Source organism: Ralstonia nicotianae (assembly GCF_018243235.1).
Lineage (GTDB): Bacteria > Pseudomonadota > Gammaproteobacteria > Burkholderiales > Burkholderiaceae > Ralstonia > Ralstonia nicotianae.
On record NZ_CP046674.1, the window covers coordinates 3,214,259 to 3,239,833 of the forward strand.

General features: G+C 66.9%; 28 protein-coding genes. 8 read left to right on the forward strand and 20 right to left on the reverse strand.

Features of this window, described 5'->3' with window-relative positions; all coding sequences use genetic code 11:
- The first annotated feature begins 34 nt into the window (after positions 1–34).
- Both GO999_RS14805 and rpoH read left to right on the forward strand, forming a co-directional pair.
- Positions 35–2,953, forward strand: coding sequence for a sensor domain-containing diguanylate cyclase (locus GO999_RS14805; protein WP_043885917.1), 2,919 nt, complete (start codon positions 35–37; stop codon positions 2,951–2,953).
- Positions 2,954–3,161: 208 nt separating this feature from the next.
- Entirely contained in the window at positions 3,162–4,082 is a 921-nt protein-coding gene (gene rpoH, locus GO999_RS14810; protein ID WP_019717476.1) for an RNA polymerase sigma factor RpoH, read from the forward strand.
- Positions 4,083–4,145: 63 nt separating this feature from the next.
- Here the strand turns inward: rpoH and GO999_RS14815 are convergent, their stop codons facing one another.
- The 5 genes from GO999_RS14815 to GO999_RS14835 form a co-directional block, all read right to left on the reverse strand.
- The gene (locus tag GO999_RS14815) at positions 4,146–4,748 is read right to left on the reverse strand and encodes an SCO family protein (RefSeq protein WP_016726602.1); all 603 of its coding nucleotides are present in this window, start codon (positions 4,746–4,748) and stop codon (positions 4,146–4,148) included.
- Positions 4,749–4,817: 69 nt separating this feature from the next.
- Positions 4,818–5,750, reverse strand: a complete 933-nt coding sequence (locus tag GO999_RS14820) for a heme o synthase (RefSeq protein ID WP_019717475.1) — start codon at positions 5,748–5,750, stop codon at positions 4,818–4,820.
- 9 nt (positions 5,751–5,759) lie between these two features.
- Entirely contained in the window at positions 5,760–6,851 is a 1,092-nt protein-coding gene (locus tag GO999_RS14825) for a COX15/CtaA family protein (protein WP_211906343.1), read from the reverse strand.
- 3 nt (positions 6,852–6,854) lie between these two features.
- The gene (locus GO999_RS14830; protein ID WP_011000333.1) at positions 6,855–7,502 is read right to left on the reverse strand and encodes an SCO family protein; all 648 of its coding nucleotides are present in this window, start codon (positions 7,500–7,502) and stop codon (positions 6,855–6,857) included.
- A gap of 52 nt (positions 7,503–7,554) precedes the next feature.
- A complete protein-coding gene (locus GO999_RS14835) occupies positions 7,555–8,325 on the reverse strand; it encodes an SURF1 family protein (RefSeq protein ID WP_028860153.1) in 771 nt (256 codons plus the stop codon).
- A gap of 54 nt (positions 8,326–8,379) precedes the next feature.
- Between GO999_RS14835 and GO999_RS14840 the strand changes: the two genes are divergently transcribed.
- Positions 8,380–8,589, forward strand: a complete 210-nt coding sequence (locus GO999_RS14840; RefSeq protein WP_011000331.1) for a twin transmembrane helix small protein — start codon at positions 8,380–8,382, stop codon at positions 8,587–8,589.
- A gap of 82 nt (positions 8,590–8,671) precedes the next feature.
- Here the strand turns inward: GO999_RS14840 and GO999_RS14845 are convergent, their stop codons facing one another.
- The 8 genes from GO999_RS14845 to GO999_RS14880 all read right to left on the reverse strand — a co-directional run bounded on the left by GO999_RS14845 (position 8,672) and on the right by GO999_RS14880 (position 15,256).
- Positions 8,672–9,532 carry a cytochrome c oxidase subunit 3 gene (locus GO999_RS14845; protein ID WP_011000330.1) on the reverse strand — a complete coding sequence of 287 codons (861 nt, stop codon included), beginning with the start codon at positions 9,530–9,532 and terminating at the stop codon, positions 8,672–8,674.
- 75 nt (positions 9,533–9,607) lie between these two features.
- On the reverse strand, positions 9,608–9,820 hold the full coding sequence (locus tag GO999_RS14850) for a DUF2970 domain-containing protein (protein ID WP_011000329.1): 213 nt from the start codon (positions 9,818–9,820) through the stop codon (positions 9,608–9,610).
- Between the two features lie 4 nt (positions 9,821–9,824).
- Positions 9,825–10,433, reverse strand: a complete 609-nt coding sequence (locus GO999_RS14855; RefSeq protein ID WP_011000328.1) for a cytochrome c oxidase assembly protein — start codon at positions 10,431–10,433, stop codon at positions 9,825–9,827.
- A 32-nt stretch (positions 10,434–10,465) separates the two neighbouring features.
- The gene (locus tag GO999_RS14860) at positions 10,466–10,597 is read right to left on the reverse strand and encodes a cytochrome oxidase small assembly protein (protein WP_011000327.1); all 132 of its coding nucleotides are present in this window, start codon (positions 10,595–10,597) and stop codon (positions 10,466–10,468) included.
- Between the two features lie 59 nt (positions 10,598–10,656).
- The gene (ctaD, locus tag GO999_RS14865) at positions 10,657–12,261 is read right to left on the reverse strand and encodes a cytochrome c oxidase subunit I (RefSeq protein WP_011000326.1); all 1,605 of its coding nucleotides are present in this window, start codon (positions 12,259–12,261) and stop codon (positions 10,657–10,659) included.
- A gap of 41 nt (positions 12,262–12,302) precedes the next feature.
- A complete protein-coding gene (gene coxB / locus GO999_RS14870; RefSeq protein ID WP_020831114.1) occupies positions 12,303–13,562 on the reverse strand; it encodes a cytochrome c oxidase subunit II in 1,260 nt (419 codons plus the stop codon).
- A 46-nt stretch (positions 13,563–13,608) separates the two neighbouring features.
- The gene (locus GO999_RS14875) at positions 13,609–14,124 is read right to left on the reverse strand and encodes a DUF2244 domain-containing protein (RefSeq protein WP_016724242.1); all 516 of its coding nucleotides are present in this window, start codon (positions 14,122–14,124) and stop codon (positions 13,609–13,611) included.
- 190 nt (positions 14,125–14,314) lie between these two features.
- Positions 14,315–15,256: a methyltransferase domain-containing protein gene (locus tag GO999_RS14880; protein ID WP_016724241.1), complete on the reverse strand. Its 942-nt coding sequence runs from the start codon at positions 15,254–15,256 to the stop codon at positions 14,315–14,317.
- Between the two features lie 114 nt (positions 15,257–15,370).
- On the opposite strand from GO999_RS14880, the gene GO999_RS14885 reads away from it, so the two are divergent.
- Both GO999_RS14885 and trmL read left to right on the forward strand, forming a co-directional pair.
- Entirely contained in the window at positions 15,371–16,093 is a 723-nt protein-coding gene (locus GO999_RS14885) for a ComF family protein (RefSeq protein WP_211906344.1), read from the forward strand.
- A gap of 99 nt (positions 16,094–16,192) precedes the next feature.
- Positions 16,193–16,663: a tRNA (uridine(34)/cytosine(34)/5-carboxymethylaminomethyluridine(34)-2'-O)-methyltransferase TrmL gene (gene trmL, locus GO999_RS14890; protein WP_011000321.1), complete on the forward strand. Its 471-nt coding sequence runs from the start codon at positions 16,193–16,195 to the stop codon at positions 16,661–16,663.
- Between the two features lie 18 nt (positions 16,664–16,681).
- Here the strand turns inward: trmL and GO999_RS14895 are convergent, their stop codons facing one another.
- The 4 genes from GO999_RS14895 to GO999_RS14910 form a co-directional block, all read right to left on the reverse strand.
- Positions 16,682–17,698, reverse strand: a complete 1,017-nt coding sequence (locus GO999_RS14895; protein ID WP_011000320.1) for an NAD(P)H-dependent glycerol-3-phosphate dehydrogenase — start codon at positions 17,696–17,698, stop codon at positions 16,682–16,684.
- An 88-nt stretch (positions 17,699–17,786) separates the two neighbouring features.
- On the reverse strand, positions 17,787–18,308 hold the full coding sequence (gene secB, locus GO999_RS14900) for a protein-export chaperone SecB (protein WP_011000319.1): 522 nt from the start codon (positions 18,306–18,308) through the stop codon (positions 17,787–17,789).
- A 150-nt stretch (positions 18,309–18,458) separates the two neighbouring features.
- Complete coding sequence (gene grxC / locus GO999_RS14905) at positions 18,459–18,716, reverse strand: glutaredoxin 3 (protein WP_028852551.1); 258 nt, start codon at positions 18,714–18,716, stop codon at positions 18,459–18,461.
- Positions 18,717–18,728: 12 nt separating this feature from the next.
- Complete coding sequence (locus GO999_RS14910; protein WP_016724238.1) at positions 18,729–19,151, reverse strand: rhodanese-like domain-containing protein; 423 nt, start codon at positions 19,149–19,151, stop codon at positions 18,729–18,731.
- A 177-nt stretch (positions 19,152–19,328) separates the two neighbouring features.
- Between GO999_RS14910 and gpmA the strand changes: the two genes are divergently transcribed.
- The 3 genes from gpmA to GO999_RS14925 all read left to right on the forward strand — a co-directional run bounded on the left by gpmA (position 19,329) and on the right by GO999_RS14925 (position 22,638).
- Entirely contained in the window at positions 19,329–20,075 is a 747-nt protein-coding gene (gene gpmA, locus GO999_RS14915; RefSeq protein ID WP_028852550.1) for a 2,3-diphosphoglycerate-dependent phosphoglycerate mutase, read from the forward strand.
- Positions 20,076–20,210: 135 nt separating this feature from the next.
- Positions 20,211–21,818 carry a S41 family peptidase gene (locus tag GO999_RS14920; RefSeq protein WP_020831106.1) on the forward strand — a complete coding sequence of 536 codons (1,608 nt, stop codon included), beginning with the start codon at positions 20,211–20,213 and terminating at the stop codon, positions 21,816–21,818.
- Positions 21,819–21,888: 70 nt separating this feature from the next.
- Complete coding sequence (locus GO999_RS14925; RefSeq protein ID WP_016724237.1) at positions 21,889–22,638, forward strand: HesA/MoeB/ThiF family protein; 750 nt, start codon at positions 21,889–21,891, stop codon at positions 22,636–22,638.
- A 64-nt stretch (positions 22,639–22,702) separates the two neighbouring features.
- On the opposite strand, the gene bfr is transcribed toward GO999_RS14925, so the two are convergent.
- The 3 genes from bfr to ptsP form a co-directional block, all read right to left on the reverse strand.
- Positions 22,703–23,182: a bacterioferritin gene (bfr, locus tag GO999_RS14930; RefSeq protein ID WP_019717472.1), complete on the reverse strand. Its 480-nt coding sequence runs from the start codon at positions 23,180–23,182 to the stop codon at positions 22,703–22,705.
- A 139-nt stretch (positions 23,183–23,321) separates the two neighbouring features.
- Positions 23,322–23,597, reverse strand: coding sequence for a (2Fe-2S)-binding protein (locus GO999_RS14935; protein WP_003278631.1), 276 nt, complete (start codon positions 23,595–23,597; stop codon positions 23,322–23,324).
- 212 nt (positions 23,598–23,809) lie between these two features.
- A complete protein-coding gene (gene ptsP / locus GO999_RS14940) occupies positions 23,810–25,570 on the reverse strand; it encodes a phosphoenolpyruvate--protein phosphotransferase (protein WP_016724235.1) in 1,761 nt (586 codons plus the stop codon).
- Between the last annotated feature and the right edge of the window lie 5 nt (positions 25,571–25,575).

Genomic DNA, 25,575 nt, shown 5'->3' on the forward strand with positions numbered 1-25,575 from the left:
GTTTCGTCCCGATTCCGCCCACCCGCTTTCTCGCATGGTTTCTCCGCGCCCGTATGCCGCTGCCGCCGGCGGCATCGGACTGTTCCTCGTATTGCTGGCCACCGCCGTCATGGGCGGCTGGCTGCTGCATTGGCCATGGGTGGTCACGCTGGGCAACCCGGAGTTCGTGATCGTCTTTTCGACGGCGCTCGCCCTCGCGCTGCTGGGCGCCGGGGTGGTTGCGCTGTCGGCCGGAAGCCTGGCCCCCGCCCTCGCCGACCGCGCCGGATGGGCAACGGCCGCCTGCGGCGGCACGGCGGCGGTGCTCTGCGCGCTGCGCGTGGTGGAAGCCGCCACCGGGTGGTCGGTGGCGCTCGACGTGCCGGACGTGCACCGCTGGCTCGATCGCCAGTGGCTCACTGGCTGGATCGGCGCGCCGCAGCCGAGCCACGCGCTGGCCCTCGGCATCACCGGGCTGGCCCTGGCCCTGGCGCCGGGCCTGTCGCAACGCCGCCAGGCCGTCGCCTTCTACGGCCTGCTGGCCATGTCGGTACTCATCAGCGGCGTCGACCTACTAGGCAGGGCGATGGACCTGGAGTACCTGTACCCGGTGTGGCTGAAATGGCGGGCATCGAATGTCACCGCCGTCTGCAATCTCTTTGCCGTGGCAGCAATCGGTTGCGCCACGCGAGCCCGGCATTCCCGCCCGTGGCAAACCCGCCTGTCGCCCGAAGACACCATCGTCTGGATCAGCGGCGGCTGCGTGGTGCTGGCCGGACTGGGCGCGACCGTCACCGCTTTCATCCTCCAGATCGAAGACGCCGGCACCACCTTCGGCATCACGCGGGCGCAGGCGCTGTCCAGCTACGCCGAGGAGTTCGATCAGGCACTCACGGCGCGGATCGAAAACCCGCGGCTGGTCGTGGCGGCACTGCGGGTGCAGGACGTGTTGCGCCATCCCGCCGACAACGGGGTGCGCCTGCGCGGCCTGGCAGCGCTCAACGCGTTCCGCGATCACGGCTATTCGTACCTGGCGCTGCGCACGCTGGCGGGCGAAACCGTGCTCAAGCTGGGCGCGGAGATCGCCCAGCCCGAACTCGCCATCCGGCTGCAGGCCGGCCGCGCCCCGGAGCGATCCACGCTGCAGTGGGTCCACGGCTTCAGCATGCGCACCGAAACGCCGGTCATGGCCGACGGCACGCAGGTCGGCTGGCTCGTCGCCGAACACCCGCTGGCGCACATGACGTCCCGCTATACCGGGACGCGCGGCCTGGGCATCACCGAGACCCTCGCGATATCCGGCCTGGATGCCCACGGGCGCCTGATGTCGTTCCCGCAGCGCTTCGATGCCTATGTCTTCGAGCTGCCGGCCTGGATGCCCGAGCACCGGCCGCTGCCGTCGCGCCTGGCCGTCACCGGCCAAACCGGCTACGGCCAGTGGCGCGACATCCACGGCATCCCGACCGCCTTCGGCTATACGCCCATCGGGCACACCGGCCTCGCGCTGATCAGCAAGATCGCCAGCGCCGAGCTCTACGCCCCCATGCGGCAGCAGTTCGAGCGCCTGGGCAGCTTCATCCTGTGCATGATGATCGGCAGCGTCCTGGCCATCCGCGTGACGGTGCAACCGTTTGCCAACCGGCTGGCCGCCTCGGAGCGAGCGCTGCGCAAGGCCAACGAGAACCTCGAACGCCGCCGCGATGCGCTGCGCGCCAGCCGCGAACAGCTGCGCCTGGTGGCCGACAACGTGCCCGCCCAGCTCAGCTACGTCGATTCCGGCAACGTCCTGCGCTTCGCCAGCCGCACCCTGCAGGAGGCCTTCGGCCGCACCGAGGCCGACGTGCTGGACCGCCCAGTGCGCGAGCTCTACGCCCCCGACGACTACCGCACCCTGCTGCCCTACATGACCGAGGTGCTGGAAGGCTACCCGGTGCAGTTCGAGATCACCTCGCTGCAGACCGGCACGCCGCGCTACCTCAGCGGCCACTACTACCCTGACTACGACGACCGCGGCAGGCAGCGCGGCTACTTCTCCGTCCTGCAGGACCTGACCCTGCGCAAGACCGCCGAACTCGCCCTCGCACGCAGCGAACGCGCGCTCAAGCTGGTGCTCGACAACGCCCCGCTGCTGGTTTCGCACATCGACGCCCACGGCGTCTTCACGTTCTGCAACGTCACGCACGCGCGCTGGCTGCAGTGCACGCCGGAGGAGGTCTGCGGCCGGCACGCGCGCGAGACATTCACGCCGGGCACCTATGCGCTGCTGGCGCCCTACATCGAGCGCGCGCTGGCCGGCGAATCGGTGGAGTTCGAAATCAACGCGCCCTGGTACGAAAAGGCGACCGGCTCCAGCGCGCGCAGCCGCACGCGCTACTTCCGCGGGCAGTTCGTCGTCGATGCCACCGACACGGGCGAGCGCGACGGCTTCTACGCCTTCGTGCAGGACGTGACCGAAGCCAAGCGCAACGAGATGGAGCTGTCACGCATGGCGCACTTCGACGCGCTCACCGGCCTCGCCAACCGCTACGAACTCTACGAGCGCCTGCGCGCCGCGCTGGAGCGCCGCCAGCGGCAGCCGGCGCCGATGGGCGTGCTGTACCTCGACGTGGACCACTTCAAGCGCATCAACGACACCTACGGCCACGCCGCCGGCGATGCGGTGCTGGTCGAGGTCGCCCGCCGGCTGCAACACACCGTGCGCCGCACCGACACCGTGGCCCGCCTGGCCGGTGACGAATTCGTCATCCTGCTGGACCCGATCGACACCCCCGATGATGCGCTGCACACCGCCGGGAAAGTGGTGGCGGCGATCCGCCCGCCGATCCAGCTGCGCGGCGACATCGCCCTGAACGTCACGGCCAGCATCGGCGTAGCCTGCCCCAGCCCGGAGGCAGCCGATGCGGACGCCGTGCTGCGCGAGGCGGATCGCGCGCTTTACTGGGCAAAGTCACGCGGACGCGACACCGCAGCCTGATACCCGGCGCCGAACCGATGCCGCTCGCCCCGGTCTATGACAAGGTGGCCGGCGCAGCTTTTGTTGCGCCGCAAACACAACACTATTGATAAAACACAACCAATTAATAGGAACTATCAGACAGCGCAAAAAGTCTGATTAGCACTCATCCAGCCGGAGTGCTAAGATGCCTCTCCAAACTTCCACTGGATTTCGACAGGAGTCCTGAGTGAACGCAGTCATTCCCGTGAACACCGTTTCCGCCGTCGCCACGCAGCCGTCGTCCAATGCCTGGGCGCTAGCCTTTCCCGGCAGCCTGGGCAACCTTGACGCCTATATCCAGAGCGTCAACCGCGTGCCGATGCTCACGGCCGAAGAAGAACAACAGCTGGCCCGCGACTATCATGCGACCGGCAACCTCGACGCCGCGCGCCGGCTGGTGCTATCGCACCTGCGCCTGGTGGTGTCGATCGCCCGCCAGTACCTCGGCTATGGCCTGCCGCATGCCGACCTGATCCAGGAAGGCAACGTCGGCCTGATGAAGGCCGTCAAGCGCTTCGACCCGGACCAGGGCGTGCGGCTGGTGTCGTACGCGATCCACTGGATCAAGGCCGAGATGCACGAGTACATCCTGAAGAACTGGCGCATGGTCAAGGTGGCGACCACCAAGGCCCAGCGCAAGCTGTTCTTCAACCTGCGCAGCCACAAGCAGGACGCCCACGCCACCTTCACGTCCGACGAAGTCGATGCGGTGGCGCAAGAACTGAACGTCAAGGGTGCCGAGGTGCGCGAGATGGAAACGCGCCTGTCCGGCGGCGACATCGCGCTGGAGGGCCAGATCGACGACGGCGAAGAGTCGTTCGCCCCGATCGCCTACCTGGCCGATACGCACAACGAGCCCACCCGCGTGCTGGAAGGGCGCGGCCGCGACCGCCTGCAGAGCGAGGGCATCGAAACCGCCCTGGCCAAGCTGGACGAGCGTAGCCGCCGCATCATCGAGGCGCGCTGGCTCCACGTCAACGACGACGGCTCGGGCGGCGCCACGCTGCATGAACTGGCCGACGAGTTCGGCGTGTCGGCCGAGCGCATCCGCCAGATCGAATCGGCCGCGATGAAGAAGATGAAGGGCGCGCTGCAGTCTTTTGCCTGATCGACCGCCCACGCAACGAAAAGCCCGCCAACTGGCGGGCTTTTTCTTTGGGCGCGGGCTGGATCAGTCCAGCAGCAGCTTGATGTCGTGCACGATCGGCGCGGGCCCCTGGCCATGCTTGATGAACAGCCGCAGGTTGCCCTTCGGGTCGAACATGTAGCTGCCGGCGGTGTGGTCCATCGTGTAGTTGTCGGGCGTGCTGCCGGGCACCTTGCTGTAGAACACCTTGAAGTCCTTGGCGACCTTCTGCAGCTCCTGGTCGTTGGCCGGGCGCAGGCCGATGAAGCGCGGATCGAAAGCGGGCACATACTTGGCCAGCAAGTCCTGCGTATCGCGCTGCGGATCGACGGTGACGAACAGTACCTGCACGCGGTCGGCATCCTTGCCGAGCCCGTCCATCACGCCGCGCAGCTCGGCCAGCGTGGTCGGACAGACGTCCGGGCAATGCGTGTAGCCGAAGAACATCACGACCACCTTGCCGCGGAAATCCTCCAGCGTGCGGCGCTTGCCGGTGTGATCGGTCAGCGAGAAGCCGGCGCCGAAGCTCTTGGCGCCGGTGATGTCGAGATTCTGGAAGGCCGGCTTGTCGCTGCAGGCGACCAGCGCCAGCGCGGCGGCGGCCAGCATGGCGAACAGCGCGGTGCGGAAGAATCGGAAGACGAGCATGGTGGATCGTGTCGAAGGCGGCCATCTAGCGTAGCGCCAACCGCGCGCCCTTGCCGACAGCCCGATGCGTCACAGCGCCGCGCCCTGCGGCCCGAACTTGAAGTAGTGGTCAATCAGCAGCGCCGCGAACAGCAGCGACAGGTAGACGATCGAGTACCGGAACGTCTTCTGCGCCAGCGCATCCGAATAGTTGCGGTACATCCGCCACGCATGGACGAGGAAGCCGAAGCCGAGCACCAGCGCCACCGCCAGGTAGAGATAGCCGCTCATGCCATGCACGAACGGCAGGATGGTGGCGGCGACCATGATCAGCGTGTACAGCAGGATGTGCAGCAGCGTGAATTTCTCGCCGTGCGTGATCGGCAGCATGGGCAGGCCGGACTTGGCGTAGTCGGCGCGGCGATACAGCGCCAGTGCCCAGAAATGCGGCGGCGTCCAGGTAAAGATGATCAGCACCAGGATCCACGCCTCGGCCGGCACGCTGTTGGCCACCGCAGCCCACCCCAGCGCCGGCGGCATCGCGCCCGACAGGCCGCCGATCACGATGTTCTGCGGCGTGGCCGGCTTGAGCAGCAGCGTGTAGATGATGGCGTAGCCGATGAAGGTGGCGAAGGTCAGCCACATCGTCAGGTCGTTGGCGAACACATGCAGCGTCCACATGCCCGCGCCGCCGAGCACCAGCGAGAACAGCAGGATCTGTCGCGTCCCCAGCTCGCCGCTGGCCGACGGGCGCCAGGCCGTGCGGCGCATCATCGCGTCGATCTTGCGCTCGACAAGGCAGTTGATGGCGAAGGCGGCGCCGGCAAACAGCCAGATGCCGACGGCGCCGCCAATCAGCACCGGCCACGGCACCATGCCCGGCGTGGCGAGAAACATGCCGATCACGGCGCAGAACACAGCCAGTTGCGTCACGCGCGGTTTGGTCAGCGCCGCATATTGCGACGCGGTGTGTCGCCAGCCGGAGGGTTGGGTCGACGTTGAAGTGGAAGCCACGGTATTCATAGAAAACAGTCAGACAGCGGCCACTGCCGCAGACATCGGCGCGCGCGCCTGCGCGAGGCCGATCAGGTAATGCAAGCGCACCATCAGCAGCAACAGCAGCGCCGCGCCGCCGTTGTGCGCCACCGCGGCCAGCAGCGGCCAGCCGAGCACGATGTTCGACAGGCCGGTCGCCAGCTGCACGGCCAGCACGGTCAGCAGCACGGTCGCCACGCGCGCGATACCGGCCACGCGGCGCGCGCGCAGGCCCAGCCACGCCAGGTAGCCCAGGACGACCGCCGCGAACACGCGGTGCGTCCAGTGGATGGCGACCAGCGCATCGTGCGAGATGAAATCACCGCCAGCGGTACGGCCGAGCTCACGCCAGAACGTGAAGCCGTGCGCGAAGTCCATCGGCGGCACCCACTGGCCGTTGCACAGCGGGAAATCGGTACAGGCCAGCACCGCGTAGTTGGTGCTGACCCAGCCGCCCAGCGCGATCTGCGCCACCAGCAACGCCAGGCCGATCGCCGCCGGCACGCGCAGCGACGCGCCCCGGCCGTCCACCAGGCGCGGCGCATCGTTCTTGCAGCCGAGCCAGATCAGCGCCGCCAGCAGCGACATGCCCAGCAGCAGGTGCGTCACCACGATCGCCGGCTGCAGCTTGAGCGTGACGGTCCAGGCGCCGAACGCGCCCTGCAGGCACACCAGCCCCAGCACCGCAGTGGCGTACCACGGAGATTGCCTGAGCTCCCGGCGCTTGGCCCACACCAGCACCACCAGCGTGATGATCAGCACGCCCAGCGCCAGCGCGAAATAGCGGTGCGTCATCTCGATCCACGCCTTCATCCACGTCACCGGGCCCGATGGCATGGCCGCCTGCGCGGCATGGATGTCGTCCCGCGCGTGGAAGGGGTTGGAGGTGCCGTAGCAGCCGGGCCAGTCGGGGCAGCCCAGGCCGGAGTCGGTCAGGCGCGTGAAGCTGCCGAACATGATGAGGTCCAGCGTCAGGAACGCCGTGATCCACACCAGCTTGCGGTATTTGTTGCGGTCGCCCTTGACCGCCACGTAGCACAGCGGAATCAGCGCGATCAGGACGCCGATCGATGCGAGTTGCAGCAGCATGGCCTATCCGATGCGCGAATACTTGAGCAGCCGGCCGAGGTCGCCGCGGACCTTCTTCGGGTCCGGGTCCTTCGGGAACTGCATCATCAGGTTGCCGAGCGGATCGACCAGGTAGATGTGGTCGGTCGCGGGGGTCTTGCCGTCGCCCAGCCAGCCCTTGGGCAGGTCGGCGGCCCGCAGGAAACGCACGGCCGCGTAGTCGTCGTTGTAGGCCGTGGCCAGGCGCGAGTCGATCGGCCCCTGATCGGTGACGAGCCAGACCGGGACGATGCGGTCGCGGTCCGGGCCCTGGCCGATGCGCAGCTGGCGCATGGTGAACAGTTTGCGGGCGCAGGTGTCATCGCAGGCGCTGCCATCCATCGACACCATCAGCCATTTGCCCTTGAGGCTGGCGAACGGCACTTCCGCGCCATGCTCGTCCTTCACCATCAGGCCGGGCGGCATCGGCCGCTGCGGCTCGACCAGCATGCCGTACGCCGCCTTGCCGCCGGCCGGCGTGAACACGTAGTACGCCAGGTACGACGCGATCACCGGCGAGGCGCATACCAGCAGCAACAGCAGCATCATCATGCGGCCCCGGCGCGTGCGCGCGTCGATGCGTGGATCGGCGGGCGCCTGAAGCCGGCCGGACGCGGATTCCTGATTCACCATGTGATTCCCAATACCTTTAGCTGCGGCACTACGCCGCAACGCGTGTTCGTGTTCAGTCGGTGGGCGAAGCCCCGCTCAAGCGCCGATAACGCCGCACGCCATGAACGATCATCAGCGCCAGCACCGCCGCCGCCATCGAAAACCACTGGAAGGCGTAGCCGTAATTGCGGTCGGCACCCGAGTCTGCGCGCGGCCAATCGCGCTGCAGGCCGTCCTGCGCGCCGGATTGCTGCTCGACCACGAAGGGCTGCAGCGGCACGCCGATTTCGCGCGCAAACGCGTCGAGGTCGATATTCTGCCTAAGTCGCTGGCCGGCTTCATCTGCGCCGTCCTTGCGGCCGAAACTATAAACGCGGCTGGCATGTGGCACAGCAATCCCTTCGACCTGCACCACACCCGCGGGTGTGGTGTACGGGGCGATGCGGGTGCGCTCGACCGGATCGCGCGGCAGCCAGCCCCGGTTGACCAGCACGGCGCGTCCACCCACCCCTTCCGGCATCAGCGGAATCAGCACTTCGAAACCGGGGCGCGACACGCCGTTCGTCGCATGCGGACGGTTCTCCAGCAGCACCGTATGCGCGACATCGAACGTGCCCCGCAGCACCACCGGCCGGTACATCACCGCATCGGCGGCCACCGGCTGCGCGGTCACGCGCTGCGCGCTCGCATGCGCCATCGCCTCGATGCGCGCCTGCCGCTCGATGCGCTCGTGCGCGCGCGACAGCTGCCAGCGGCCCAGCGCGCACGTCGACGCGATCACCACCACGCCGGCCAGCATGGGCACCGGCGCAAACCACCGGCGCAAGCCGGCCCGCGCCGTCATCGCGTCCGCCCGGTGAGATAATGCTGCGCTAACCCGTTCACGCCTTCACCCTCCATGCGCATCGTCGTTGCCATCGCCTTTGTGCTGATCCTCGGCAGCCTTGCCTCCGCGCTGTTCTTCCTGATGCGCGACAAGGGCACCAGCAACCGCACCGTCCGCTCGCTGATGCTCCGGGTCGGCTTGTCGATCGCGCTGTTCGTGTTCATCCTGGTGGCGAACCGGCTGGGCTGGATCCACAGCACCGGCATCCAGCTCGGCCGATAAAAATGAAAACGCCGCAGCGGCTTCCCGTCTGCGGCATCGATGCGGCAGGGGCGACGCATGCGCGACCGCCCCCGGGGCCCGCCTACAGCCAGTACACCACCACGTACAGGCCGAGCCAGACCACGTCCACGAAGTGCCAGTACCAGGCGGCGCCCTCGAACGCGAAGTGGTGCTCCGGCGTGAAGTGCCCCTTGATCACGCGGCCCAGCACCACCGCCAGCATGATCGCGCCCATCGTCACGTGGAAGCCGTGGAAGCCGGTCAGCATGAAGAAGGTCGAGCCGTAGATGCCCGAGGTCAGCTTCAGGTTCAGCTCGTGGTAGGCGTGGATGTATTCGTACGCCTGCAGGCACATGAACGTGGCGCCCAGGATGACCGTCAGCAGCATGCCCTGGATGACCTGTGCCCGCTTGCCCTCGCGCAGCGCGTGGTGCGCCCAGGTCAGCGTCACGCCGGAAGTGAGCAGCAGCGCGGTGTTGATGGTCGGGATCGGCCACGGACCCATCGTCGTGAACGGCGGCACCGTGCCGGCCGGGCCGGCGTTCGGCCACAGCGCGTTGAAGTCGGGCCACAGCAGCTTGTTGTTCAGGTCGCCCAGCCACGGCATGGCAATGGTGCGGGCATAGAACAGCGCGCCGAAGAAGGCGGCGAAGAACATCACTTCCGAGAAGATGAACCAGCTCATCGACCAACGGAACGAGGCGTCCACGCGGTCGCCGTACTGGCCGCCCTCGGACTCGGAGATGGCGTCGGCGAACCACGCGCGCAGCACGAACAGGAACCACAGCAGGCCGATCAGGAAGGTCCACGGCGCCCACGGCTGCGCGTTGACCCACGCCGCCGCGCTGAGCAGCACGATCAACAGGCCGATGCTCGCCGAAATCGGATGCCGCGAGGGCCCTGGCACGAAGTAGTACGGAGCGTTCGCTCGATTCGCACTCATCTCTTGTTCTCCAGCTCTCTTATTGGAACCACACTCGATCCGCCCGGCGCCGCGACGATGCGCCGGACCGCCTCCTCAACCCACCACCGCGCGCACGATCAGCAGCAGCACGACAATGAACAGCACCGCCCCCAGGATGCCCGCGATGATCACGTGCACCGGGTTGAGCTGCGCCATGTCCCGGTCATGGTCACTGCCCCTGCGCACGCCGAAGAAGGACCAGAACACCGCCTTCATCGTCTGCGCGAACGACGCGCGCCGCTTGGTCGCTTCCTTCAGTTCGTCCATGGCCTCACGTTCCCTTGCCCGGCACGGTGGGCGTTTGCGCCACCGGCTTGCCGATTTCAAAGAAAGTGTAGGACAAGGTGATCGTCTTCACGTCCTTCGGAAGATCCGGATCAATCACAAACACCACCGGCATCTCGCGCGACTCGTTGCCGGCCAGCGTCTGCTGCTTGAAGCAGAAGCACTCGATCTTCTTGAAGAACTCGGTCGCCTGCTTGGGCGCATAGCTCGGGATCGCCTGCGCCGACACCGACCGGCCTTCCTTGTTCACCACCTCGTAGACGATCTGGTTGATCTCGCCGGGGTGGACTTCCATGCTGTTCTTGACCGGGCGGAAGCGAAACGGCCCCTGGCTGTTCGAATCGAATTCCACCGTGACCGTGCGCGCCTGGTCGACCTGCGTGTTGCGCAGCGCACCACCGTCCAGGTCGCGCGTGGTCAGCACGTTGATGTTGGTGAGCTCGCAGATCTTCTTGTACAGCGGCACCATCGCGTAGCCGAAACCGAACATCATCACGACCACGACCGCCAGCTTGCCGAGCATGGCCCGGTTCAGGCCGCGCTCGGCAGCCCTGGCATCATCGGTCGGGTCCGGGCTGGCCGGCGTCTGGGTCATGGTGGTCTCGGATCGGCAGTGGCGCGCTCCGGCTATCCGCCGAAGACCACGTGCTTGAAAATCACGCCCAGAAAGAAGACCAGCGCGATGGTGGCAAGAATGAACGCGAGCCGGCGGTTGCTGGCGCGCTGCTCGGGCGTCGGGCTGTTTCCTGGATTCGGCATCGTTGTCCGGAGGCGCGCGGGGCCGGGACCGGGCATCGGCCAGCCCCGCGTGTCCTGTTTCACTTGACGTGCGGCGGTTCTTCAAAGGTGTGGAACGGCGCCGGCGAGGGCACGGTCCACTCCAGGCCCTCGGCGCCGTCCCACGGCTTGTCGGCGGCCTTCTCGCCGCCGCGATACGACGGCAGCACCACGAAGAAGAAGAAATACACCTGCATCAGGCCGAAGCCCAGCGCGCCGATCGACGCGATCGCGTTGAAGTCGGCGAACTGCTGCGGGTAGTCCGCATAGCGGCGCGGCATGCCGGCCAGGCCCAGGAAGTGCATCGGGAAGAAGGTGAGGTTGAAGAAGATCATCGAACCCCAGAAGTGGATCTGGCCGCGCGTCTCGTTGTACATGTAGCCCGACCACTTCGGCCCCCAGTAGTAGAAACCCGCGAACAGCGCGAACAGCGAGCCCGCCACCAGCACGTAGTGGAAGTGCGCCACCACGTAGTAGGTGTCCTGCAGCTGGATGTCGATCGGCGCCACGGCCAGGATCAGGCCCGTGAACCCGCCGATGGTGAACACGAAGATGAAGCCGAGCGCGAACAGCATCGGCGTCTCGAAGGTCATCGAGCCGCGCCACATGGTGGCGATCCAGTTGAAGATCTTCACGCCGGTCGGCACCGCGATCAGCATGGTCGCGTACATGAAAAACAGCTGGCCGGTGACGGGCATGCCGGTCGTGAACATGTGGTGCGCCCACACGATGAACGACAGGATGGCGATCGAGGCGGTGGCGTACACCATCGAGCTGTAGCCGAACAGCGGCTTGCGCGCGAAGGCCGGCACGATCTGGCTGACGATGCCGAACGCCGGCAGGATCATGATGTAGACCTCGGGATGCCCGAAGAACCAGAAGATGTGCTGGTACATCACCGGATCGCCGCCGCCGGCGGCCGAGAAGAAGCTCGTGCCGAAGTGGCGGTCGGTCAGCACCATGGTGATCGCGCCGGCCAGCACCGGCATCACGGCGATCAGCAGGTAGGCCGTGATCAGCCACGTCCAGCAGAACATCGGCATCTTCATCAGCGTCATGCCGGGGGCGCGCATGTTCAGGATGGTCACGATGATGTTGATCGCGCCCATGATCGACGAGGCGCCCATGATGTGCACCGCGAAGATCGCCATGTCCATGCCGGGCCCCATCTGCACCGACAGCGGCGCGTAGAGCGTCCAGCCGGCGGCGGTGGCGCCGCCCGGCACGAAGAACGAGCCGACCAGCAGGATGGCCGCGGGGGGCAGCAGCCAGAAGCTGAAGTTGTTCATCCGCGCGAAGGCCATGTCGGACGCGCCGACCTGCAGCGGGATCATCCAGTTCGCGAAGCCGACGAAGGCCGGCATGATCGCGCCGAACACCATGACCAGGCCGTGCAGCGTGGTGAACTGGTTGAACAGCTCCGGATGGAAGAACTGCAGGCCCGGCTCGAACAGCTCCAGGCGGATCAGCAGTGCCAGCGTGCCGCCCGAGAGCAGCATCGTGAAGGAGAACAGCAGGTACAGCGTGCCGATGTCCTTGTGGTTGGTCGCGAACAGCCAACGGCGCCAGCCATGCGGATGGTCGTGCGCGTGGTCGTCTCCATGACCGTGCGCGTGATCTTGCGGGTGCGTTATCGCAGTGCTCATCGCAAAACTCCTTGGTGTCGTTTCGTCACGCAGGCGGTCGGTCAGCCGGCGTTGCGGGCGGGCGCCGCGACGCTGGCCTGCGGGGCAGCGGTCTTCGCCGCTTCGGCCGCCGCGGTCTTGCCGGCACCGCCGCCCTCGGGCATCTTGCCGCCGCGCGCCTCCTTCACCTGGGTCGGCTGCAGCACGTCATTGGTGTGATTGCCCCAGTTGTTCCGCTCGTAGGTAATGACGGATGCGATCTCCACGTCGTTGAGCGCCGAGGCCCAGGGCGGCATGGCGCCCTTGCCGTGCAGCACGATGCTCACGTGGTCGGCCAGCGGGCCGGTCGCGATCTTGGAGCCGTCCAGGGCCGGGAACGCGCCACCGCCCTTGCCGTTCGGCTGATGGCACACGGCGCAGTTGGCGGTGTAGACCTTCTCGCCGCGCGTCTTCAGCTCGTCGAGCGTGTAGGTCTTGTTGGGGTCGTCGGCCTTGGCGGCCATCTCCTTCTTCTTGCCGTCGACCCAGCTGGTGTAGTCCGCGTCGGACACCACGCGCACGACGATCGGCATGAAGGCATGTTCCTTGCCGCACAGCTCGGCGCACTGGCCCCGGTACACGCCGACCTTCTCGGCCTTGAACCACGTATCGCGCACGAAGCCCGGGATCGCGTCCTGCTTGACGCCGAAGGCCGGGATCATCCACGAGTGGATCACGTCGTTGGCGGTGGTGACGATGCGCACCTTGCGGTTGACCGGCACGACCAGCTCGTTGTCGACCTCGATGAGATAGGTGTCGCTCTTCGGCGCCAGGTTGTCGATCTGGTCGCGCGGCGTGGCGAGGGTGGACAGGAACGAGATGCCCTCGCCTTCGCCTTTCAGGTAGTCATAGCCCCACTTCCACTGGTAGCCGGTGGCCTTGATGGTGAGGTCGGAGTTGGTGGTGTCCTTCATCGCGACCACGGCCCGGGTGGCCGGCAGCGCCATCCCGATCACGATCAGGAACGGCACGATGGTCCAGATGATTTCGACGGTGGTGCTTTCGTGGAAGGTCGCCGGCTTATGACCCAGCGATTTGCGGTGCTTGAAAATCGAATAGAACATCACCCCGAACACACCGACGAAGATCACGATACAGATGATCAGCATCATGTAGTGCAGCCAGTGGATCTCCGCCGCGATCTTGGTGACCGGAGGGGCAAGATTCAGCTGTCGCACCGCGGGGCCGCCCGGCATGTCTTCCACTGCCAGGGCTGTTTGACCGAGGGCAAGGAGGGAGCCTGCCGCCAGCAAACCTGCCAATGTCTTATTGAACATTTTCATTTTTGTCTACCCAATTTACAGACTCCACTCTGGCCCGGTGCGCGGCTCATGGAACATGGGTTGGTTGCCCGCGTCCCAGACACCGGGAAAGCTCATCCGCCAGCCGGCGACGACCGGCAGGGTCAAGAAACCGCCCTACCCGCACGACGCGCCCGCTCGAACAGAGCGCGACCTGCTCCTGCAACGGCTCTACCACTTCCACGTGCACCCAGTGCGGGTTGAGCACGTGGCGCACCCGCCTGCAAGCGTTGACCTGTTCGATCACCAGCGCATCGTCATCCAGCTCGATGCGCTCGTAATCGGAGGCGTGCCGGGCATAGTACAGCAAGGCCCATCCGAGGGCCGCGACTTCCAGCCCCGAGAAAGGCAGCACGAACCACGCCCCTTGCCACGCAAAGAACGAAGCGATCACGAACGAGAGGATGACAATCGAGAGGTAGAACCAGCCGACCTGGCGGGGTGAAAGCGAGCAGTTTCGCTTCATGAGCCAGATCTTCCGCGGCGGTTCCGGGATGCTGGATGCGCCGCACGCTGGCTGGAGCGCGATTCCAATGTCATGCATTGAACCACTCCTGCCTCGGATGCATACCCGATCGGTTCGCCCGTGGCAAAAACGGGATAGGCCTTTGGGGGACTGCTGCGACAAACTGGCGCATTATATGGCCGTAACGGACCCCGAACAAGGCAAGCCGGCTGATGCAAGTCCCGGATTGACAAGGGCCGCCGATGCCGACGCGGCGGCCCCGCAGGCCTCAGGCGCGCGGCCTGCGGCCGATCCGGTCGACCGGGATCATGGCCCGGCCCTGCTCGTCCAGCGCCTGCCTCGGGTTGGGCGCCAGCTTCCATGCGTGGCCATAGACGACTTCGAACGTGAGCGGAATCAGTCCGTCGGGATTGCGCTGGGCATCGAGCGCGTCGAACAGGTGCTGGCGCCAGCGCGGCGTGTACAGTCCCGGGCCCGACAGCGCGCGGCCATCCCCATCCGCCAGGCCTGCCATGCCGCCCAGCAGGTGCACATCGGCCAGCAGGGCCTGGGGCGATTCGTAGGTGATGGTGATCTGCTCCATGTCCATGACCGGCGTGGACCAGCGGCCGTGCACCAGCATGTCGCCGATATCGTGCATGTCGACAAACCGCAGCGTATGCACGGAGGCGTCGATGCCGGCCAGCGCGCTGCGCAGTTCGCGCAAGGTGTCGGGGCCGAACAGGCTGAACATCAGCAGGCCGCCCTCGGCCGTCACGCGGTGCCATTCGGGAAAGATCGCGTGCGGCGACGGATCCCAGTGCAGCGCCAGGTTGGACCACAGCAGATCGAACGATGCATCGGCAAACGGCAGCGCACGGAAATCCGCTTGGGCGAAATCGAACACCGGCCGCTTCTTCAGCAGCCGGCCCAGCCAGCCGCCATCGCTGTGCTGCGGATCGAGCTGGCGCGCGCGGGCCAGCATGGCGGCCGACCAGTCCAGCCCGCAGATCTGCGCGTCGGGGTACTGCGCGCGCAGCACCGCCAGGCCCTGACCGAGGCCGCAGCCCAGGTCCAGTGCGCGGGCGGGCGTGAGCTTGATGTATGACAGCCTGTCCTGCATCCGCTGCCCCACCTCGCGCAGCAGGAAATCCGCCTCGGCAAAGCGCGCGGCGCGGCGGTCGAAGGCGCGCCGCAGCGCGGCGGGACGGGCAAGAACGGGATCGGACATCGGACAGGAAACACGAGGCAATGTGCTGCGGCCGCTCAGTATACCGGCGGGCCATTTCGGGGCGCTGTCCGATGGCGCGGCGCGCGCCGATCGGTTTCGATGGGGCTTTTTGCCATGCCCGTCCCGCTCCTGCTGCACCGGCTCGCCGCCGGCCTCCGCCATCTGCTGCCCTGCGCCTGCGCGCTGTGCGGCGCCGTCCAGCATGACCTCGTCTGCGCGGGCTGCATGGCGGACATGTCACCGCTGCTGGATCGGCGCCGCTGCCGCCAGTGCGCCAGGCCGCTCGACCGGCGGCATCCCGCGCGGCATTGCCCGGCCTGCCTGGCCGGCGCGCCGGACTTCGACGCCACCGTCGTCATCGCCGACTACGCCTGGCCACTGGATCACCTTGTCACCGGATTGAAATTCCGCGCGCAGCTGCCGCTGGCCGCATGGCTGGCCGAACGACTCGCCGACGCGCTGCTCGCTGCGCCAGGTACGCTGCCCGAGTTGCTGCTGCCCGTGCCGCTCTCCATACCGCGCTTGCGCACGCGCGGCTACAACCAGGCCTGGGAAGTGGCGCGACGGCTGGGCCCGCAGCTCGGCATCGCCGCGATTCCGGACGGGCTGCGCCGGCTGCGCGACAGCCCCGCCCAGTCGACACTGGACCGCGACGAACGCCTCGCCAACCTCCAGGGCGCATTCGATGTGCCGGATCCGGCGTGCATCGCCGGCCGCCACATCGGCGTGGTCGACGATGTGATGACCACGGGCGCCACGCTGAGCGAGATCGCCACGCAGCTCAAGCGCGCGGGCGCGGCGCGGGTAACCAATTGCGTCGCCTTGCGCACACCCTAGCAATATGCCTCTGCGGCATTGTGTCGCGCCCCTTGTGGCAAGGTGACAACCCTTGCCGATGCCGATAAGCTCGCCGCCGGTATTGCCCGGTCTGCCATCATGTTCAACGTCGTTCTCGTCGAGCCCGAAATTCCGCCCAACACGGGCAATGTGATCCGGCTGTGCGCCAACACCGGCGCGCAGCTGCACCTGATCGAACCACTCGGTTTTCCGCTCGAGGATGCACGCATGCGCCGCGCCGGCCTGGACTACCACGAATACGCCACGATGCGCGTGCACGCGAGCTGGGACGCGTTCCTGCGCGATGCGCAGCCCGACCCCGCGCGCATGTTCGCGCTCACCACGCGCGGCTCGACGCCGTTCGCGGGACTGGCGTTCCAGCCGGGCGACTGGTTCGTGTTCGGATCGGAAACGCGGGGCCTGTCGGAAGAGCGCCGCGCAGGGTTTCCGCCATCGCAGCGCATCCGCCTGCCGATGCGCCCCGACAACCGCAGCCTCAACCTGTCGAACACAGTGGCCGTGGTGGTCTTCGAGGCGTGGCGGCAGAACGGATTCGCGGGCGGCGCCTGAGCGCGCCGGCCCTGCCGGTCAGCGCACGGATTCGGCCTTGGCGTCGCGCTGCAGCAGGCGATCGACGGCGCGCGACGGCGCCAGCCCATCGAACAGGACTTCGCACACGGCAAAGGTGATCGGCATGTCGACGCCCTTGGCGCGCGCAAGGGCCGCCACCGCCCGTGCGCAGCGCACACCCTCGGCGACATGGCCGAGGTGCGCCAGAATCTCATCCAGCGAACGCCCCTGCGCGAGCTGCATGCCGACGGTGCGGTTGCGGGAGAGATCGCCGGTGGCGGTCAACAGCAGATCGCCCATGCCAGTCAGGCCCATGAAGGTCTCCGGCCGGCCGCCCAGTGCCGTGCCCAACCGCGTCATCTCGGCAAGGCCGCGCGTCACCAGCGCGGCGCGCGCATTGAGGCCCAGGCCCAGACCATCCGCCGCGCCGGTCGCAATGGCCAGCACGTTCTTCACCGCGCCGCCCACTTCCACGCCGACGAGGTCGTCGCTCGCGTAGACGCGCATCGCATGGTGATGGAAAGCGCGCTGAGTGCGCGTGCACAGCGCGGTGCTGGCCGACGCCACCGTCATCGCGCACGGCAGTCCCTGCGCGACTTCCTTGGCGAAGCTCGGGCCGGACAGTGCACCGGTGGCCAGATCGGCGCGCCCGGTCTGCGCCAGCACGCCGGCCACAATGGCGTGCGGCAGCGCGCCCGACTCGGGGTCGAAGCCCTTGCACAGCCAGATCACGTTGCGCACGCCGCCATGCGCGGCCACGCCGCGCGTCAGGTCGGCCAGCCCCGCGACCGGCGAGGCGATCACGACCAGCGCGTCTTCCCCAGTGGCATGATCGAGCGCGGCCGACATCTCCGCCTCGAAACGCAGCGATGCGTGCAGCGGGATGCCCGGCAGGTAGCGCTCGTTGGCGCGTGTCGCCGCCATCTGGGCCACCAGTGCCGCGTCGCGGCCCCACAGCACGACATCGTGCGATTGCGCGGCGTGGCTGGCCAGGGCCGTGCCCCAGGCGCCCGCGCCCAGAACGGAAATCCGCATGAGCTAGAAGTGTGAGTCAGTCAGGCAAAAAAAATGCCCGCGCGAGCGGTCGGCCGGCGCGGGCATCAGGCGCAATGCGCCATCGTGTTCAGTGGGTGGCCTTGGAGCCGTCCGGCATCACGATGCCGCCATTGCCGCCGGCGGCCTGGGCCTCTTCCATGGCAGAGGCCAGGCGCTGCTCGTACAGTGCCTGGAAGTTGATCTCGGCCAGGTGGATCGGCTGGAAGCCGGCGCGGCCGATGGTGTCGGCGATGTTCGAGCGCAGGTACGGGTACACGATGGTCGGGCAGGCGATGCCCAGCAGCGGGTCCATCTGCTCAACCGGCACGTTGCGGATGTCGAAGATGCCGGCCTGCTTGGCTTCCACCAGGAACGCGACCTTCTCCTTGACCTTGGTGGTGACCGTACCGATCACCGTGACTTCGAACACGCCCTCGGCCAGCTGCGTGGCGGCCACGTCGACCTGCACTTCCACCGTCGGCTGCTCCTGCTCCAGGAAGATGTGCGGCGAGTTCGGCTGCTCCAGCGACAGGTCCTTCAGGTAGACGCGCTGAATATTGAAGAACGGCTGGCCGTCCTGGCCGGGTTGCTGCTGTTGCTGGTCGCTCATGACTCGCCTTCGAAATAGGTATGGGTCGGTGCTGGCCGGAAGCTGCCCGGCGCGCAAGACGCGTATGGTACATGACGGCACGCGGGGCGCCATCGGAGCCGGCCTAAAAGTACAACGCCCGGCCGGAGCCGGGCGTTTTCGCGGGGGCCGTCAGGCCGCCAGCAGCGGCTCCAGCCCGCCTTCGCGGTCGAGCGCCGAGAGGTCGTCGAAGCCACCGATATGGCGGTCATCGATGTAGATCTGCGGCACGGTCCGGCGGTTGGTGCGCGTCATCATCTCTTCGCGCCTGCCGGGCTCGCGATCGATCAGGATCTTTTCGATATGCGCGACGCCGCGCTGCTTCAGGAGCTTCTCCGCCGCCACGCAATAGGGGCAGATGGTCGTGCTGTACATGACGACGTGGGCCATGGAAAAACCTCGTTATTTGACGATCGGCAGGCCGGCCTGCTGCCAGGCGGCCAATCCGCCCTCGAGCGAATAGACCTCACTGTAACCGGCCTGCTTCAACACTGCTTGGGCCCGCCCGGCGCGCTGGCCGGTCTGGCATACGAGGATGATGGGGGTCTCTTTGTTCTTTGCAAGGCCGGCGGCCTTGCCCGCCAGATCGCCAAGCGCCGCGTGCTTGGCCTGCGGCAGATGGCCGGCGGCATATTCGGCCGCTTCGCGCACATCGACCACCACCGCGTTGCGGCGATTGATCAGCTGGGTGGCGGCCGAAGCGCTCACCTGGGCGCCGCCGCCGCCGGCGATGCGGCGCTGGATCGCTGGCCACACCAGCAGCAGACCCGAAACGACGGCAACGGCAAGCAGGACGAGATTGTTGTAATCGGCGAAGAACTTCACGGTAGGGTTCCTGGAAGGTAGGCTGGCGGCCAAATCGGCGCGCATCGCGACGTCATCCGAACAGTTCGGGGTGCACGGTGCCGGCGGCATTATAAAATAGCGCGTTTCGGCGGCCGCTCGATGACGCAGCGCGTCCCGGCCACCGCGCAGGTTTTCTCACTTCTCATCATGGCAGTCATGCACAAGCTCGTCCTCATCCGCCACGGCGAATCGACGTGGAACCTCGAAAACCGCTTCACCGGCTGGGTCGACGTCGACCTGACCGACACCGGCATCGCCCAGGCCCGCCAGGGCGGCCGCCTGCTGCGCGAAGCCGGCTTCACCTTCGACCTGGCCTACACCTCGGTGCTCAAGCGCGCCATCCGCACACTGTGGCACGTGCAGGATGAAATGGACCTGATGTGGATCCCGACCCGCACCGAATGGCGCCTGAACGAGCGCCACTATGGCGGCCTGTCGGGTCTGAACAAGGCCGAGACCGCCGCCCAGTACGGCGACCAGCAGGTGCTGGTCTGGCGCCGCAGCTACGACACGCCGCCGCCCGCGCTGGAAGCCGGCGACGAGCGCGACGCGTATGGCAACCCGCGCTATGCGGGCCTGCCGCGCGAACAGGTGCCGCTCACCGAATGCCTGAAGGACACCGTGGCGCGCGTGCTGCCGCTGTGGGAAACGTCGATCGCCCCGGACATCAAGAGCGGCAAGCGCGTCGTGATCGCCGCGCACGGCAACAGCATCCGCGCCCTGGTGAAGTACCTCGACAACATCTCGGACGACGACATCGTCGGCCTGAACATCCCCAACGGCACGCCGCTCGTCTACGAACTGGACGCCAACCTGAAGCCCATCCGCCATTACTATCTCGGCGACCAGGAAGCGATCGCCGCGTCGCTCGCCGCCGTGGCTGGCCAGGGCAAGGCGAAATAAAGCGTAACCGCCAGGCGTAACGGCGCAGGGCACTTCCAACGCCTTTATACTGTCGAAACGCCAGCCCGGGACACGCACCAGCGGTCCCGGGCCATGTTTATCCATTTCTACGTTCCCAACGTCCGCCCTCGACTCATGCGAACTTCGCTCAAGAACATCAGCCTGATCGCCATCGGCCTCGTGACCGGCGTGCTGGCGACGCTCCAGCTTTCCGCCACCGCGCAGAACGCGACGGTCGGGCCGCTGCCGCTGGAAAAGCTCCGGCTGATGGCCGACATCTTCGGGCAGATCAAGCGCGAATACGTCGAACCGGTGGACGACGACAAGCTGCTGACCGAAGCCATCAAGGGCATGGTCGCCAGCCTCGATCCGCATTCGGCCTACCTCGACAAGAAAGACTTCCAGGAACTGCAGGAAGGCACCCAGGGCCGCTTCGCCGGACTGGGCATCGAAATCTCGCAGGAAGAAGGCCTGGTCAAGGTCATCAACCCGATTGAAGACACGCCCGCCTTCCGCGCCGGCGTCCAGCCGGGCGACCTGATCACCCGCATCGACGACAAGCCCGTGCGCGGCATGCCGCTGGAACAGGCGGTCAAGCGCATGCGCGGCGCCCCGGGCACCAAGGTCACGCTGACCATCTACCGCAAGAAGGAAGAGCGCACCTTCCCGCTCACCATCACGCGCGCCGAAATCCAGGTGCAATCGGTCAAGGCCAAGCTGCTGGGCGACGGCATCGCCTGGGTGCGCATCACCAGCTTCCAGGAACGCACGGTACCGGACCTGGCCAAGAAGCTGAATGACCTGGCACACCAAGATGCGCGCCTCAAGGGCGTGATCCTCGATCTGCGCAACAACGGTGGCGGCGTGTTGCAGGCGGCCGTGGGCGTATCGGCGGCGTTCCTGCCCCCGGACGTGACGGTGGTCTCGACCAACGGCCAGGTGCCGGACGCCAAGCGCGTGTACAAGACGAGCTTCGCGAACTACCGCCTGAGCAATTTCGACACCGATCCGCTGGTGAGCCTGGACCCCGAGTTCAAGACCGTGCCGATCGTGGTGCTGACCAACGCCTACACCGCCTCGGCCTCCGAGATCGTGGCCGGCGCGCTGCAGGATCACCATCGCGCCAAGGTGATGGGCAAGACCACCTTTGGCAAGGGTTCGGTGCAGACGGTGCGCCCGCTGTCGAACGACACCGGCATCAAGCTGACCATCGCGTACTACTACACGCCGTCGGGCAAATCGATCCAGGCCAAGGGCATCCGCCCCGACGTGCCGGTCGACCAGAGCCCCGAAGGCGATCCGGACGACGCGCTGATCACCCGCGAGATCGACACCGAGCGCCACCTGCACAACAAGCAGGAGTCGGAAGAACCCGAGATGACCGATCGCGAGAAGCGCCGCGTCGAAGAGCTGCGCCGCCTGGAAGAAGAAACCGCCAAGAAGACGCCCGAGCAGCGCGAGAAGGAACGCAACAAGAAGCCGATCGAGTTCGGCTCGACCGACGACTTCATGTTGCAGCAGGCCGTCGCCGAGCTGAAGGGCCAGCCGGTCAAGCGCTCCAAGTCGGTGCTGGAGGCCGCTGCGGCCGTCCCGGACAAGGCGACGAAATCGCCGGCCGCGAAGGAGTCGAGCGCACCGGCCAAGCTGCCCAAGGGCAAGGCCGCTCCGGCATCCGAACCGGCCGCGCCCTCGGGTCCGGCCAGCGGTGTGATTCCGGCACCGGAACCCACCGGCGCACGATAAGCCCGCATCCGCCAGGACTGGCAACTGGCAAGGCCGTGCACCGCACGGCCTTTTTCATTCCCGACGCGCCATGAACGACAACCAACTGCTGCGCTACTCCCGCCATATCCTGCTCGACGAGATCGGCATCGAGGGACAATCGCGGCTGCTCGCCGCGCATGCGCTGGTGATCGGCGCCGGCGGACTGGGCGCGGCGGCCCTGCCCTACCTGGCCGCGGCAGGCATCGGCACCCTCACGATCGTCGATGACGACAGCGTCGACCTGACCAACCTGCAGCGCCAGATCATCCACACCACCGAGTCGGTCGGCCACCCGAAGGTCGAATCGGCGCGGCAGGCCATTGCGCGGCTGAACCCGGAGGTGCGCGTCCACGCGGTGCGGCAACGGCTCGATGCGGACGGCATCGGCGCGCTGCTGGACGGCGTGACGGTGGTGCTGGACTGTTCCGACAACTTCGCTACCCGCCAGGCCACGAACCAGGCGTGCGTGCGTGCGCGGGTGCCGCTGGTATCCGGCGCGGCCATCCGCTTCGATGGGCAGATCAGCGTGTTCGACAGCCGCACCGGCGGCCCCTGCTACGCCTGCCTGTTCCCGCCCGACGAACCCGCACCGGAGGTCGCCTGCGCGACCATGGGCGTGTTCTCGCCGCTGGTCGGCATGGTCGGGACGGTGCAGGCAGCGGAGGCGCTCAAGCTGGCAGCGGGCATCGGGCGATCGCTCGCCGGACGCCTGCTGATGCTCGACGGCCTGGCCATGGAATGGACGACAATGCGCATCGCGCGGCAACCGTCCTGCCCCGTCTGCGGCAGCGGCCACTGACCGGTCACCGGCGCAAAAGAAAAGGAGGCCGTAGCCTCCTTTCTTGTTTGCGCGCCGGGCAGCGTTACTCGCCTTCCGGCTCCATCTGCGACTGCAGGTAGTTCTGGATGCCAACCTTCTCGATCAGGTCCAGCTGCGTCTCCAGCCAGTCGATGTGCTCTTCGGTGTCGTCCAGGATGTCGACGAAGAGCGCGCGGCTGACGTAGTCCTTGACCTCTTCGCAGTAGGCGATCGCTTCGACCACCGTGGCGTGCGCCGCCTTTTCCAGCTTGAGATCGCACTCGAGCATTTCCTTGGTGTCCTGGCCGATCAGCAGCTTGCCCAGGTCCTGCAGGTTGGGCAGGCCGTCGAGCATCAGGATGCGCTCGATCAGGCGGTCGGCGTGCTTCATCTCGCCGATCGATTCCTTGTATTCGTGTGCCCCGATGCGCTTGAGCCCCCAGTGGCCATACATGCGGGCATGGAGGAAGTACTGGTTGATGGCAGTCAGCTCGTTCTTGAGCTGGGCGTTCAGATATTGGATGACCTTCTTGTCGCCTTTCATTCTCGGGGCTCCTGCGGGTGGAGAACGCGCACACGCGTCCGTTCAAGACGAGCCCTCTGCCTGAACCAACCAAGCAGCAAATGCCGCCGAGGCCAATGCCCGGGCGGCAGATCGCGGCGATGAAAAAGACGGGAAAGCGTCAGGCAGCCAGCGCGCCGGCCATGACGGCCTGGTCGTTGGCGACGGGCTCGTCGCGATGCTCGATTATGGCATGCGTGCTTGCGCGGCCCAACACTTGATCGACGGGAATGCAGCTCACCGCTTCGGCGAGCACCTGCCTGGCGCAGTCCCGGCACTGTCCGCAGCAGGTGCCCACGCCCAGGGTGTCGGCAAGCTCATCCAGCGTCGAGACGCCCAGGCGGGCGGCACCGTGGATTTCGCGGTCGGTCACTTGGTTGCAGATGCAGACGTACACGGGGGTTCCTCCAGCAGCGCTCAGGACACACTGCGAGGCCAGAATAGCAGAGAACGCAAATGAGAACAATTCTTGTTCGACCCCATGCAGCGGGTAGGGACATACGGGTGCATGCGGCCCCTCTTTTCGAAAAAAGACGTGCTATTTCAATCACTTAGAAAGGGGAAACGCCGGCACGGTCGATGTGCCGGCGCAACAGACCAGGCGGGTGCTCAGGCGCGCGCCAACGCGCCCAGGACGTCCTGGACCTCGGTGGGCTCGCAGGCGTGCAACAGCCGGTCGACCTCGCGCATCAGGCGCGGACGGTCTGCGCGCAGGATCTGCTGCTTGACGCTCAGCAGCTGCGACGGGTGCATCGAGAACTCGGTCAGCCCCATGCCGAGCAACAGCCGCGTCATGGTGGCGTCCCCCGCCATCTCGCCGCACACTGATACCGGCCGGCCGGCGCGCTGGCCTTCCTGGATGGTGCGCGCAATCAGTTGCAGCACCGCCGGATGCAGCGGGTCGTACAGATGCGCGACCGCATTGTCGGCGCGGTCGATGGCAAGCGTGTACTGGATCAGGTCATTGGTGCCGATGGAGAGAAAATCCATGCGGCGCAGAAACACCGGCAGGATCAGCACCGCCGCCGGAATCTCGATCATGGCGCCGACCTTGATGGTCGGATCGTAGGCCATGCCGTCGGCGTCGAGCGAGGCCTTGGCGCGCTCGATCAGCTCCAGCGTCTGGTCGATCTCGCGGGCGTGCGCGAGCATCGGCACAAGCATCCTCACCGGCCCGAACGCCGATGCGCGCAGCAGCGCGCGCAGCTGGGTCAGGAACATCGCCGGCTCGGACAGAGACCAGCGGATCGCGCGCAGCCCCAGCGCCGGATTGGGCGCGGTCTCGAACAGGTCGTCGCGACCGTCGCGCACGTCGAGGGGCTTGTCGGCGCCGATGTCGATGGTGCGGATGGTGACCGGCAGCCCGTTCATCGACTCGACCGCGGTGCGGTAGGCGGCGAACTGCTCCTCCTCGTCGGGCAGCGCGCCGCGCCGGTTCATGAACAGGAATTCGGAACGGAACAGGCCCACGCCGACCGCCCCGGCGGCCAGCGCGGCGGCGGCATCCTCGGGCATCTCGATGTTGGCGAGCAGGTCGATCTGCGTGCCGTCGAGCGTGACGGTGGGCGTATGACGCAGGCGTTCGAGGCGCTTCTTCTGCAGTTCGCTCTCGCTGCGGCGATGCCGGTATTCCTCGAGGATGGCCAGGCTCGGATCGACGATGACGATGCCGTTGTCGCCGTCGATGATGATGCGGTCGTCCTGGCGGATCAGCGTGCTGGCGTTGTGCACGCCCACAGCCGCCGGGATGTCGAGGCTGCGCGCGACAATGGCCGTGTGCGAGGTGCGCCCGCCCAGGTCCGTCACGAAGCCTGCGAAGGTCTGGCCGCGGAACTGCAGCATGTCGGCCGGGGCGATGTCATGGGCGACGACGATCATGCCGGCGTCCGGATCGCCGCCGGCGGCCACCGGCGCGGGAGCCAGCACCGGCGTGCCGGCCAGCGCCTTCAGGATCCGCTCGACCACCTGCTCGATGTCGGCCTTGCGCTCGCGCAGGTACTCGTCTTCGATCTCGCCGAACTGCCGCATCAGTTCTTCGAGCTGTGTCGTGAGCGCCCACTCCGCGTTATACCGGCGCTGGTGGATCAGCGTCTCGGGCGCCTGAGCCAGCAGCGCATCGTCCAGGATCATCCGGTGCACATCGAGGAAGGCGCCCATTTCCTCGGGCGCATCGGCCGGCAGTTCGCGCTTGAGCAGGACCAGTTCGGCGCGCACCGCGGTACGGGCGGCGCGCAGGCGCTCCACCTCGGCATCGAGCTTGTCCTCGTCGACGAGGTAGTGCGAAACGTCCAGCGCCGCGCGCGCCAGCATGTGGGCACGCCCGATGGCGATACCACGCGAGACCGGGATGCCGTGCAGGGTAAAGGGCATGGGAG